This is a genomic window from Oribacterium sp. WCC10 (assembly GCF_900113415.1).
In the GTDB taxonomy this organism is placed as follows: domain Bacteria; phylum Bacillota; class Clostridia; order Lachnospirales; family Lachnospiraceae; genus Oribacterium.
In genome coordinates, this window is sequence record NZ_FOPH01000014.1 from 1 (window position 1) to 11,943 (window position 11,943).

The window sequence follows — 11,943 nt, forward strand, 5'->3', positions numbered from 1 at the left end:
AAAGTGGCTCCGATACTGCTTCTTATATTGGCAGCTGCATCCGCACTTGGAATGGGCGGCGGGATATGGATGTTTTGTGAGGGAATTAAAACAATGAAACTACCATATGCCTCAGTAATTTCCGGAAAAGTGAAGATCATACTTTCTGTTATTATTTTTGCAGTATGTCTCCTGATATTTATCTTCTCAATGAGAGGATATGTTTCTATAAGGCTATGAAAATAAGTTAAGGGATATAATTAAAATAGACAATCTTAATACGGAGATCAGCTATGAACACTAAGCTAACTATAATCGTTGATAATACTTCAACAGGTTTGCTCAAAGGAGAATGGGGACTGTCCGTTCTTGTTGAATATAATGATAAAAAGATACTTGTAGATGCAGGAGCTTCTGACTTATTTTTGAAAAATATTCGGGGACTTGGAATCGAAGTAAAGGATATAGATTATGGTGTACTGAGCCATGCGCATTATGATCATGCAAATGGAATACCGGCCTTTTTTGAAAACAATGATAAGGCAGGCTTTTATATCAGGGATAGTGTTGATGCGAATTGTTATGGGAAGAAATTCATTTTCAGAAAATACATAGGTATACCACGAAACCTATTATGTAATTACCGCGACAGAATCATAATGGTTTCAGGTGATTACAAGATAATGGATGGAGTGTATCTGATTCCTCATAAAACAAAGGGGTTATCAGATATCGGGAAAAGAGAATCTATGTACAGGAAGACCTCAGCCGGGTGGATTCCCGATGACTTTTCCCATGAACAAAGCCTTGTTTTGGAAACAGAGAAAGGACTTTTGATAATCAATTCCTGTTCACATTGAGGGGCAGCAAATATCATTACTGAGATCAGAGAGACATTTCCGGAGAAGCATGTATATGGTCTTATAGGTGGATTCCACCTCTATAACAAATCAGATGAAGATATACATCTTGTCGGAAAAAAGATCAGAGATACAGGGATAGATTATGTCTGTACCGGGCATTGTACTGAGAAACATGCCTATGAGATATTGAAAGAAGAACTTGGCGACAGACTTGAAAAGATGATGGTCGGACTGAAGAAGGAATTTTAATATGACGTATCCAGAAGATAGAAAGGGTGCTGTATTAAAACAAGGATTTCCACTAGATGTAATAAGCATCATAGGGGAAATCCTCATTATTTTTAATAGTGATCTCCTGCTTTTAGATAATGGTAAAAATGATTAGGTCAGTTTATTTGTGACAGTGCACTCTTTACGGCCTCACGAATTGCTTTAGATGTTACTGTTGCACCGCTGACACTGTCAATTGCATCAATTTCTTCAGGTGTTGAGAGTCCCACGAACTTATCAGGAAGCTGTTCTATGGCTTTTGAACCGATACCAGGGGTCTCGTTAGCCTTTATTATGTCAACTTTATCAATTGTTTTATCATCAGCTATCGTGACTTTAACAGTGACTTCTCCATCCATTCCCTGTGCTGTTCCCACATATTCATTATTTGACAGTTCAACTTCCGTTTCTTTGGATCCATTTAAATCTGTGTCTTCACCAAGATGTTTTGGGGTAGATTCAACCTTGGTTTTCGGAATATAGTTTTCTATAACATCTTTCTTTCCGGCAGCTGCATTTGTACCGGCAATGTTTCCAAAAATGAAACACTCTGCAACATTTGTTCCGCCTTGATACATGCAAGCAGTTATGCCGCCCATCTCGCCTGCACTATACAGATGTGGAATCGGATTGCCCGTAGTGTCGAGGATCTGTGCATTCTCATTTCTCTTTGGGCCACCCTGAGTATTTAATATTTCACTCTTCATTGGCACAGCATAATATGCCTTCCCATCGAACGCCCGCATATATTCTTTTTCACGATCATGTCTCATATCACGTCCGTTATCGGCAAAGTAATTATAATCTTCGATAGTCTGTGTCAGCTTATCAGCGTCGCATCCGGTCTTTTCAGCGAGTTCCTTTATTGATGTAGCTTTCAATATTGTATTTTTATAATCATCATTGAACGAACCGGCTTTATCTATCAAATCAGACTGTGTTTGATCGTATATCCACCATATTTTATTAGGGAACTTGGGATTTTCCCACAAACCGTTTTCATATACATGTCCATGTCGTGGAGTCTCCGATTCATTTATAAATCGCTGACCATCATCGCCCACAAGTATCACACCACCTGTATTAAGTTCATTTTGTGCAAGTACAGCAATGTTTATGGCATTCATTCCATCCGGCACATTATAAGTGAGTCCTCCAAGACCGAAACCACCTTCATAACAACTCATATGCCATAGGTCTGCACCTACATCCTGACACATTTTTATACCATCACCTGTATTATACAAACCACCAATAGGAGCGTAATTAATGATGCCAAGATACTGTTGAACCATATCTTTGTTGTCTTCGAAGCCGCCGGTTGCTACAACGACTCCACCTAGTGCCCGAACAAGAATCTCATTATCACCACGTTTTACTTTTACACCAAGAATCATCTTGGATGCCGGATCCTGAACAAGCTCCAAGGCAGGGCTCTCATACCAGACATCAATGTTTGATTTACGTTCAATGACAGCATTTTTTACTGTCTGGTAAAGAAAGCCGTCAGACACTCCGGTATGAGTTGAACATAATGCTACTTTATTACTTCCATCGAATTCAGGGTATTCAGGACTCATTTTGGCCAGTATTCCCCAAGTTGAAGGATCGCTGAGATCATGAAAATCCGAATCGTCCCCATTGAAAAAATTATCCCTTAACATTTCCCATGTTCCGCTGACACCTGTTGTTAATGTATCAAGCATGGCTTCGGGAAGTTCCCTTCCGGCTGCAAGAGATCTATAGTAATCTAATGCAGCCTGCTTATCACCATGTGCATAAGCAAACATTTGACCACATACTTTTGAATTACCACCAGCCTGTGATTCCGGCATTTTTTCCACAATTACGACAGAAGCTCCTTCATTTGCAGCTGATATGGCAGCATTCATACCTGCAAAACCCATACCTAGAACTACAACATCATATTCTGCATCCCATTTAAATGTTTCGGCGATTGTATATTCGTCTTTTTTTGCACCATCATTTTTTATATCATTTGAAGTGCTTTCATCTGGGTTGTTATCAGGAGCCGTAGTTGCTTCAGGAACATCAGGAGCTGAACAACCTGTAGCATAAAGTGCTACTGTGGCAGCACCTGCAAATGTGCCGCGTAGGAATTCTCGTCGTGATAATTTTTTCATTTTGTATCCCCCTCTCATCTGTAAGATTACATTTAAAATGTGATTTTGTTCTGTTAAAATCATATCAAAGAGGTTATTTTGGAATAAGGAAAATCTTTTATGCTTATCCCAAAATATTTTCCATCGATCAAGGGAGATAATTAAAATGAGAAAGCTGCTTGCTGATGGTGAGAACAGATTAAGAAAAGTCGATACAGACTGGGTGAAAAATAATATGCTATTTAACTATATTCTGTATGATGACAATTCTTTGCTCACAAAAAGCTTTGTAGATAATAATTCCATTGAAATCAATTTTGATCCTTCCAACTATTATCTGTGTATATCCGGAGCTAACAAGAAATATAATCTGATATATGATAAAACAAACTTTTCTATTCAGTTACATGCATATCACGAAGTAGAAAACCATATATATGATCTGATGGATAAGACACATTATAAAGGAAATCAATGTCTCCTTAAAATTGATAACAGCAAGCAGAGCGCAATTATTTTCACTCCGGAAAAATCAACTACATGTACACCGGAGAAACTTGCCGGGTTAATGTCTAAAACATATATCGAAGGGATTCCTCATCTTTCAAAATATTCTGTAACTTCATTAGTTGGACCTTTTCATAGTTTTGAAATGCTTAATATAGCATATCAGGAAGCCAGAAGACTGAATGATCTCTATTTTTTCAACTTAAGTGGAGCAGTAATCACACAGGATCTGATTGACAGGATATCTACAAACAATTCTGTCGGACAGCTCTTTGTAAATCTGCGCAGTTTAAGAAATTCCATGTGCACAGGTTCATCGGATGAAGCTTTAAAGCTTTGTGACTATATATTTGATAGTCTTCTTGCACCTTCATTTTCTATGGTTCATGTGAATTATGCCTATGTCTTTTTTGAAGATCTTTTTAACACGTTTGAATTGGTATACCAAGAGATACAGCCACTACAGTTTAATGATATAAATGATTTTTATCAGCTTAAGGACTTCCAGGCATATGTTAAGGCTAATATCAAACAGGTCATGACTGATCTGAAGAAAACAAAACGATTCTCTGCCTATATTATGTTAACTATTGGATTTATCCGTGGAAATATAAACCAGGATCTGTCTCTATCACGCCTTGCCGGCTATGTATCTATAACACCAGCGTCATTAAGTAACCAGTTTCATGCTGAAACAGGAGTTGCACTTACTGAGTTTATATCCAATGAACGAATTGAATTTGCAAAAAAGCTTTTAAGGAGCACAAGTGATACAACTGAGGTAATTAGTCAAAAATCCGGATTTGCTTCCGTTCAATATTTCAGAAAAGTTTTTAAGAGAATTACTGGGTCAACTCCCGGTGAGTATCGAAAAGGACTGTCGAACTAAAAGGATAGTCCTTTGTTTTTAATTATGGAACATACGCATAAAGATAATATTCGATGATATTGTGGCAATTATATCCATGCAGAAATATGAATTGTATGGATCCTAGCTTTATAAATACATTGATTTTTGATAATGAGCGTTTTATCATAGTTTAATAGTTGCGCACAATCAAATGAGGCTAAATATATAATCAGGAGGGATCAAATGAAGGAAAAGGTAAATGTTAGTGACTATGCAAATTTGATCATAAAAGCTTTACCTAAGGGGATATTGCTTAATACCAATGCAGATAAGTTTAATTCTATGGTCATAGGATGGGGACATCTTGGGACATTATGGGGAAAAACCACATTTCATGTATATGTAAGACAGGGACGCTTTACAAAAGGTCAGCTGGATAAAGCTGGGGAATTTAGTATAAGCATTCCTCTGGATAATCCTGATCCTTCGATTAATAAAATCTGTGGATGGGAGTCTGGATTTAATATAGACAAGGTAAAAGAAGCTGGACTTGAACTGGAAGATGCTGAAGTAATAAAGACTCCGAGTGTTAAGCAGTATCCTTTTACAATTGAGTGCAAGGTACTTTATTCCCAGGATCAAGATCTTGAAAGGATTCCTGAGGACATTAGGAAGAGGAGTTATCCAGAGGACGTTCCCGGATCTTATCCAATGGCAAATAAGGATTTCCATACCATGTATGTCGGAGAGATAGTTGATGCATATATCATAAGATAAAGTAAGAGGTAGTTACATTAACATGCCATATTAGTTGTATAAGAAATAATATGAATGATAACGTATATGTTTCTTTGAAGACGCTTTCTTAATAAAATAAATTCATATGTCAATAGATATATCATTCAATTTTATGACCTGCTCAAAATTTTGGGCAGGTCTTTCTTTTACAGATTTGTTCTGTTGAAACAGAACATTAGTTCTGATATTATTAATTCAGGAATTGGAAGTAAGCAGATTCCTTTAGAAAGGTTTTAAGCTAAACAGTTAAATGGTCAGAAAAAGCTTCTGCAGAATGTGGCGAGTGGCTTCGCTAAACGGAAAAACATCTGTGGAAACTCTTTATCGGTTTCTTTCCCTTTGCCGATTAAGAGAGATTGAAAAATATTATAGGCTTTTTCAGGAGGCATTGTGAATGAGTAGGAAGTTGGACAGAAGAGAGAGGTTTGTTGCGTCTTGTAACTATTGTGGGACATTTCTCCAGGAGACACAGGGTAATTGTAAATGCAATGTGGTATGTTCCGGGTGTGGGAGGAACATGGCTGTTGTGGTCAGAAAGGGAAAGGTAACGGTCTTTGAAGAGAGGCACGATGACGATCCTGTATATATGGACAGAATTCGTATGATTAGTTATGTAGCCGGATTGAAGAGACTTGAGAATGAACACAGCAAAATGGTTGCAGAATCAGGAAAACTTTATGAGATGAGTGTTCCGAATAAGATCTGATAAAAATAGAAAATTGAATATAGTGAGATCCCTGCGTACAGACTGCTATACCGGTCATCTAGGTTTTGTCCTGATAAAACCGTAGCCCGAGGGGGGCGCGGTACAGAGCCTCAGATGTTAAATGAGTTACGGATAAGTAGCACGCGGATGGTCAATAGTTTGCCGAGAGCTGAACTATACGGTAATGATGCGATGTAAAATCCTATCGTTTGGATTATTACATAGATGCAACTACTTAATAATGTAAAGAGGAGCCTGCAAAACGAAGCTGGTCATCAGAATACTGTGTGAAAACACAGATATGTTCTGTATGTGACTGGGTGTATGTTTTGCAGGGTTCTCTTTATTAACCATTTGGAGCTTATAGACTGCAGTTGTTAGCTTATGCGCTTTTTCGGATCGGCTTCCGTTTTGGAAGGCACCGGAAAGGTGCGAAAGATGAAAAAGAACCATGGAATTGACACAACAACTGTAGGAGGAAGAATCAAGTATTGGAGATGGTACGCAGGGATTAATCAGGAAGAGCTTGCAGAAAAGATGTTTACATCAAAGCAAATGATATCAGCTTACGAGACAAATAAGGTAGATGTCAAAGCCTCTGTATTGATTGAAATAGCCGATGTACTTGGTATAGAAGTAGGGTGGTTATTTGCAGATCAGTTTGATAAAAAAGTAAATGAAAATGGAAAATATGATACAGAAGAATTACTGACAATGTATGATCTTCTTCCTAAGGAGATGCAGAAAGTTGCTATCGAACAGATGAAGTCACTTCTATCGTACTGTGAAAGAACCGCTGTCAGATGAGAAAAATTAATCATACATTACACATACACACATTGTTCTAATACAAAATGTAGTGTGTATGTGATAATGCCATTTGACATTCACACATTCTTTTGGTTAAAATGAATGTGTGAAAGGTGGTGGCTGTATGGCGTCGATAATAAGAAACATGATAAATGAATCTTCAAACGGTCTGATAAGAGTGTCTGATATTGAGTCTTCAGGCGGAGACAGGCATGATATAAAAAAATATGTTGAGGATAATTCTATCGTAAGGGTTGGGCGGGGATTATACCAGATAGCAGATCAGTGGGAAGATGAGCTTTATATATTGAGCCTCAAGTATTCAAGAGGAATCATTTCTCATGAAACTGCGTTATACATCCATGGGTTCACAGACAGAACTCCGTCCATATACACTCTGACATTTCCACGAGGATATAACGCACCATCACTAAAGAACGAGAATGTTCAGATAAAAAGAGTTAAAAAAGAGAACTATGATCTGGGTATCATAGATGGAAAATCATTTTATGGTAATCCTGTGAGGCTTTACAATATTGAAAGGACATTGTGCGATATCGTAAGAGGAGAAGGAAGTGATATTCAAATCGTTCTCGATGCTATGAAACGATATGCAAAATATGAGAATAAAAATATAAATATACTTTTTGAATATGCAGAGCAGTTACACGTAAAAAAGAAGATATTACGTTATATGGAGATATTGTTATGAAAACAGCTAATGCGATGCAGCTTAAGGCACTTATAAAGAAGAAGTCAAAGGAACTGAATGTGGCTCCACAGCTCGTCCTTCAAAATTATATGTTGGAGAGACTGCTTGAAAGAATCAGCAGATCAGAATATTCCGACAAGTTCATCATAAAGGGAGGCTTTTTACTGTCTTCTATCGTAGGACTGTCAACGCGTGCCACCATGGATCTTGATACTACTATTAAAGGTTTTACGTTAACCAAAGAGAATCTAAGTAATATCATTACGGATATATGTGATGTTGAAGCAGAAGATGATGTGAAATTTGAACTGCTAAAACTTGATGATATCCGTGAAACGGATGACTATCCGGGATTAAGAGTGTTCTTGGATGCAAATTATCCTCCAATGAAGGTGCCTCTGACAATAGATGTTACAACGGGAGATAAGATAACCCCGAAGGAAATTGATTATTGTTACACATCTATGTTTGATGATACAAAGATAAATATACTGGCTTATACCATAGAGACTGTATTGGCTGAAAAGCTTGAGACGGTTCTGGCAAGAGGAATAGCAAATACAAGGCCAAGAGATTACTATGATATTTATGTTCTGTTAAGAACGAAGGAAAAGGACATAGATTATCCTGTTTTGAAACAGGCTTTGTTGGCTACCTGTAACAAGCGTGGATCAGCATATATCATAGACAGTTATGAGACTATTATTGAAACATTGAACAAAAGCGCTGAGCTACAGGGACAATGGAAGAAATATCAGAAAGCCTACCTGTATGCAAAGGATATTGAGTATACAGATACCTGTAAGGCTGTATATGAAATAATGAATCGATTGAATAATTTATAAATTGATGAAAATATAATCATAGTAAGAGAAATTCCGGGGAAGTGTTCTAAACCGGAGGTTTCTCATAATATGGACGCATGAAAAGAAACTGGTTTATAACAGGATCTTTTCATGCGTTTTTTGGATGAATAAAACTAAAAAACTCATGTTAGCGCAAAAAATATCTCTTATCTGAAAAATCCCCTAGCATAATTCAAATGAAACAAAAGTCATAGGCGTAACAACGAAACCAGAACGGTGAATATTCCGATGCGACGAAGTCGCCAATCCGGGAAAATGGAAATCATTAGTCCGGTTACCGGAAATCAGTTATTAATGCGGCAGAGCCGCCTGTCCGGTGTGGCGTGAGCCACCAGTCCGGACAAGTTTGAGCCGCCGCTGATTTATAGTACCTTTACAATTACATACGGTCAGTTTCTGGGAGACCATATACCTCTCGCATAGATAAATCCCTGGAGGGATCCACCGGAACGATATCGATGACATAACCGTCATGGACGATACGATCCAAGATGGCATCTGCAAGGGGAGATGCATCTCCACCGAGCTGCTCATACCATCCATCCTTACTATACTGTGAACAGAAGATAGTGGATGACCTCTTCCTTCTGTGATGGAGCAGTTCAAAGATGTCCTGCTGTTCCTCCTGTGTGGGTTTCATAAGTAGCCATTCATCAAGGATGAGGAGGATGGGGTTGGCATACTTAGCCATCACTTTACGGTATGTGCCGTTATCCCTCGCAGTCTTAAGATCAATGAGGAGATCCGGTAGCCGCACATACTTTGTAGTATAGTAGTGCTTACACGCTTCCATACCAAATGCACATGCCATAAAGCTTTTGCCACTGCCTGTTGCACCGGTAATAAAGATGTTGCGGTAGTCGGCGATGTACGCGCAACTGGCGAGCCGTTTAATCAGCTCCTTGTTAAGCTTACGCCCAGATGTGTAATCGATATCTGCAATGCTGGCAGATGGCTGATCAAACTGAGCATTCTTGATGAGACGCTTAAGCCTATTATTTTTACGGCTGGTATACTCCGTATCCACGAGAAGACCGAAGCGATCTTCGAAGGATACCTCCTTCATAGACGGATCATTCTCCTGTATACGGAATGCATCCGCCATAGATGTAAGCTTCATTTCGATAAGTTTATCTATGGTTACCTGATTGGTCATGATTATTTCCTCCTATAGTAGTTGGCACCTCTTGTGATGCCGTTTGCATTATTCTTTGGGGTGTCAGTGCTATCGCCTGTGCTCTCAGGAACAGAATCCTTAGCGGCTGAAAGTATGTTGCTTACGCTCTTGTAACTGGGACTCTGCGTGTATGACAAGGCTGTTTTACAGGCTGCTTCAAGCTCTTGTGGCGAATACTTATCCGCTATCTTCAAAAGCCCCATACAAGCTCTGTAAGACTGTTGCTCCACCCGTTTGGATCGGAGGATTGAATCTATGACTTTGGCTGTGTTTTCACCTATCCCTTCTGCCCATTTGCGGAAACGATCACCGTTCCACTCCAGATAATGCTGGTGTTCTTTCGGCATATGTTCCGTAACGGTGCTGTACTGACCTTTGCGGCCGTATAAACGCCTGTGAGAGGCGATACGGTTCTGATTATAGAAAACCTCTATAATAGTGCCTGTTACCCTTACATCGACTTTCTTGCCGATGTATTCATACGGAATTGAGTATAGCATTCCGTCCACAGATATGTGATAATTGAACTGAACGGTGGCTTGTTTCCATTCCGCCAGTTCGTATCGGGTAGTGGGTAACGGTGTCAAAAGTGGCAGTTCTTCGTCGTGGAAGAGTTCGTACCGGCTACCCTCTTTCTTTTGAAAGGGACGCTTATTGAATTCTTCCAGCTTTACTCTTATTGCCGTATTAAGCTCGGCGATGGTAAAGAACTGCTCATTGCGCAAGGCGGCAACGATCCATGTGGATATATTGCCTACGCTACCTTCGGCATTTGGCTTATCTTTTGGCTTGCGTACACGAGCGGGAATGATGGCTGTGCCGTAATGCTCCGCAAGCTCATGGTATACGGCATTAATGCGTTGATCCTTCCAGCCTTTGTTGTGGATAACCGCTGTTTTACAATTATCCGGCACGAGGATTTTTGCTACGCCACCGAAATACTCATACATATGGACATGGGCATCAATCCATGATTGCTGTTTCTCATCAGCAAAGGCTTCGACATAAGCGTACTGGCTGTACGTCATCACACCAACGAAGATGTATGCTTCGGTTATCTCGCCGGTGTACGGATCGACGAGCTTGGCTGTATCGCCAGCCCAGTCCACCTCCACCTGCTCACCGGGCTTCCGGTTGATATGCATGGTGGCACGGCGTTTGTTTTCGTCCTGCTGGATGTAGTAGCAGAACTGGGAATACATCAGAGGTTCCTCACCGGCTTGTCGGCAGTCTTCCATGTATTCAGTCCATAGGAGTTTCTTGGAAACGCCGTTCCTTAAAAGCTCCTTACGAATGTGGTCATAATCCGGCATTCGTTTTGTGGATGATACTGCGTTCTCTTTTGTTAACATGAGCTTTTGCAGCTCTGCGTCAGTCATTGATTCATCCAACGGCCATGAAAGATTCAATTCCTTAGCTCGTTTTTGAACTTTGACGACGGTCTTTTGTGCAACACCACAACTTGCCATGATGTTGCGCTGAGAAAAACCTAGGTTGGTAAGCCTAATAATTTCTCTGTACTTGGTCATAATTGCGACCTCCTTATAATGAATTTACACCCTCAGGTGCATGGATTCATTATAAGGCTATATAGAAACAGCGATTTCCTTTTTGCCGGAATTGCGATTTCTTCAAAAACGGAATAGTGATTTCCGATCACCGGACAGGTGATGGATTTCTCTCCGGATTATTCAAACGGTTGGGATAATAAATGTTCCTATGATTTTTTGTTTTTAAAAACATATTCCTAACGCTCTGTTTTCGTTAGGAAGGACTAAAAGATGGGAGAAAGAAGATTCAACAAGAAACACAAACTGAGTTTCGACATCGAAGAATGCGAGCCAAAAACTATGGGAGGGAGGATAAGGTATTGGAGACGGAAAACAGGAATGACTCAGGAAAATCTTGCTGAAGGGATGAATTTATCTAAGCAGACAATATCGTTTTATGAAAATGATGTAACAGATGTTAAAGCATCTAAATTGGTTGATATAGCTGAAACGCTTGGAATAGAAGTAGGGTGGTTATTTGCTGATCAATTTGCTGAAAAATTTGCTGAATTAAATAATGAAGGCATTAGTCAGTTGGATGATAAAGAGATGTGCTCAATTTATCATTCACTTTCATCTGAGTTGCAGTCAGTTGCCGCTGAACAGATGAGATGCCTTTTGAATTTTTATGAGAGTCAAAAGAAACACTAGTTGTAGTTAAGCTGAAAAAACCTGTCATACTCAATGATATATGAGAGTGATACCCCAAGGATTGTTGAGTATGAGCAGGTC

13 protein-coding genes are annotated in these 11,943 nt (G+C 39.3%); 10 read left to right on the forward strand and 3 right to left on the reverse strand.

Features of this window, described 5'->3' with window-relative positions; all coding sequences use genetic code 11:
* The 3 genes from BM294_RS16135 to BM294_RS16450 all read left to right on the forward strand — a co-directional run.
* Window positions 1–219 (forward strand): hypothetical protein (locus tag BM294_RS16135; RefSeq protein ID WP_207648056.1); only part of this gene is annotated, 219 nt, incomplete at its 5' end.
* A 53-nt stretch (window positions 220–272) separates the two neighbouring features.
* Window positions 273–839, forward strand: a complete 567-nt coding sequence (locus tag BM294_RS10510; RefSeq protein ID WP_242944506.1) for an MBL fold metallo-hydrolase — start codon at window positions 273–275, stop codon at window positions 837–839.
* Window positions 840–1,092: 253 nt separating this feature from the next.
* A complete protein-coding gene (locus tag BM294_RS16450) occupies window positions 1,093–1,227 on the forward strand; it encodes a hypothetical protein (RefSeq protein ID WP_255407194.1) in 135 nt (44 codons plus the stop codon).
* Between the two features lies 1 nt (window position 1,228).
* On the opposite strand, the gene BM294_RS10515 is transcribed toward BM294_RS16450, so the two are convergent.
* The gene (locus tag BM294_RS10515; RefSeq protein ID WP_175494638.1) at window positions 1,229–3,256 is read right to left on the reverse strand and encodes an FAD-binding protein; all 2,028 of its coding nucleotides are present in this window, start codon (window positions 3,254–3,256) and stop codon (window positions 1,229–1,231) included.
* Between the two features lie 145 nt (window positions 3,257–3,401).
* On the opposite strand from BM294_RS10515, the gene BM294_RS10520 reads away from it, so the two are divergent.
* From BM294_RS10520 to BM294_RS10545, 6 genes are all read left to right on the forward strand, one after another.
* Complete coding sequence (locus BM294_RS10520; protein ID WP_091207945.1) at window positions 3,402–4,631, forward strand: helix-turn-helix domain-containing protein; 1,230 nt, start codon at window positions 3,402–3,404, stop codon at window positions 4,629–4,631.
* 204 nt (window positions 4,632–4,835) lie between these two features.
* Complete coding sequence (locus BM294_RS10525) at window positions 4,836–5,369, forward strand: flavin reductase (protein ID WP_091207947.1); 534 nt, start codon at window positions 4,836–4,838, stop codon at window positions 5,367–5,369.
* 415 nt (window positions 5,370–5,784) lie between these two features.
* Window positions 5,785–6,096, forward strand: a complete 312-nt coding sequence (locus BM294_RS15720) for a hypothetical protein (protein WP_139225875.1) — start codon at window positions 5,785–5,787, stop codon at window positions 6,094–6,096.
* Between the two features lie 438 nt (window positions 6,097–6,534).
* On the forward strand, window positions 6,535–6,903 hold the full coding sequence (locus BM294_RS10535) for a helix-turn-helix domain-containing protein (RefSeq protein WP_175494639.1): 369 nt from the start codon (window positions 6,535–6,537) through the stop codon (window positions 6,901–6,903).
* A 127-nt stretch (window positions 6,904–7,030) separates the two neighbouring features.
* The gene (locus tag BM294_RS10540) at window positions 7,031–7,618 is read left to right on the forward strand and encodes a type IV toxin-antitoxin system AbiEi family antitoxin domain-containing protein (RefSeq protein ID WP_091207957.1); all 588 of its coding nucleotides are present in this window, start codon (window positions 7,031–7,033) and stop codon (window positions 7,616–7,618) included.
* Window positions 7,615–8,463 (forward strand): nucleotidyl transferase AbiEii/AbiGii toxin family protein, encoded by an 849-nt coding sequence (locus tag BM294_RS10545; RefSeq protein ID WP_091207959.1) that lies wholly within the window; start codon window positions 7,615–7,617, stop codon window positions 8,461–8,463. Before BM294_RS10540 ends, BM294_RS10545 begins: the two co-directional genes overlap by 4 nt.
* Window positions 8,464–8,863: 400 nt before the next feature.
* On the opposite strand, the gene istB is transcribed toward BM294_RS10545, so the two are convergent.
* Both istB and istA read right to left on the reverse strand, forming a co-directional pair.
* A complete protein-coding gene (gene istB / locus BM294_RS10550) occupies window positions 8,864–9,640 on the reverse strand; it encodes an IS21-like element helper ATPase IstB (protein ID WP_091207962.1) in 777 nt (258 codons plus the stop codon).
* 2 nt (window positions 9,641–9,642) lie between these two features.
* Window positions 9,643–11,190 (reverse strand): IS21 family transposase, encoded by a 1,548-nt coding sequence (istA, locus tag BM294_RS10555; protein WP_091207965.1) that lies wholly within the window; start codon window positions 11,188–11,190, stop codon window positions 9,643–9,645.
* 252 nt (window positions 11,191–11,442) lie between these two features.
* Here istA and BM294_RS10560 point away from each other — a divergent pair, with 252 nt between their 5' ends.
* Window positions 11,443–11,862, forward strand: coding sequence for a helix-turn-helix domain-containing protein (locus BM294_RS10560; RefSeq protein ID WP_091207967.1), 420 nt, complete (start codon window positions 11,443–11,445; stop codon window positions 11,860–11,862).
* Window positions 11,863–11,943: the final 81 nt, after the last annotated feature.

Bases quoted from the DNA above. Each gene is read 5' to 3' on its own strand.
- BM294_RS10510 (WP_242944506.1), top strand. From the start codon at position 273: ATGAACACTAAGCTAACTATAATCGTTGATAATACTTCAACAGGTTTG.
- BM294_RS16450 (WP_255407194.1), top strand. From the start codon at position 1,093: ATGACGTATCCAGAAGATAGAAAGGGTGCTGTATTAAAACAAGGATTT.
- BM294_RS10515 (WP_175494638.1), bottom strand. From the start codon at position 3,256: ATGAAAAAATTATCACGACGAGAATTCCTACGCGGCACATTTGCAGGT.
- BM294_RS10520 (WP_091207945.1), top strand. From the start codon at position 3,402: ATGAGAAAGCTGCTTGCTGATGGTGAGAACAGATTAAGAAAAGTCGAT.
- BM294_RS10525 (WP_091207947.1), top strand. From the start codon at position 4,836: ATGAAGGAAAAGGTAAATGTTAGTGACTATGCAAATTTGATCATAAAA.
- BM294_RS15720 (WP_139225875.1), top strand. From the start codon at position 5,785: ATGAGTAGGAAGTTGGACAGAAGAGAGAGGTTTGTTGCGTCTTGTAAC.
- BM294_RS10535 (WP_175494639.1), top strand. From the start codon at position 6,535: ATGAAAAAGAACCATGGAATTGACACAACAACTGTAGGAGGAAGAATC.
- BM294_RS10540 (WP_091207957.1), top strand. From the start codon at position 7,031: ATGGCGTCGATAATAAGAAACATGATAAATGAATCTTCAAACGGTCTG.
- BM294_RS10545 (WP_091207959.1), top strand. From the start codon at position 7,615: ATGAAAACAGCTAATGCGATGCAGCTTAAGGCACTTATAAAGAAGAAG.
- istB (WP_091207962.1), bottom strand. From the start codon at position 9,640: ATGACCAATCAGGTAACCATAGATAAACTTATCGAAATGAAGCTTACA.
- istA (WP_091207965.1), bottom strand. From the start codon at position 11,190: ATGACCAAGTACAGAGAAATTATTAGGCTTACCAACCTAGGTTTTTCT.
- BM294_RS10560 (WP_091207967.1), top strand. From the start codon at position 11,443: ATGGGAGAAAGAAGATTCAACAAGAAACACAAACTGAGTTTCGACATC.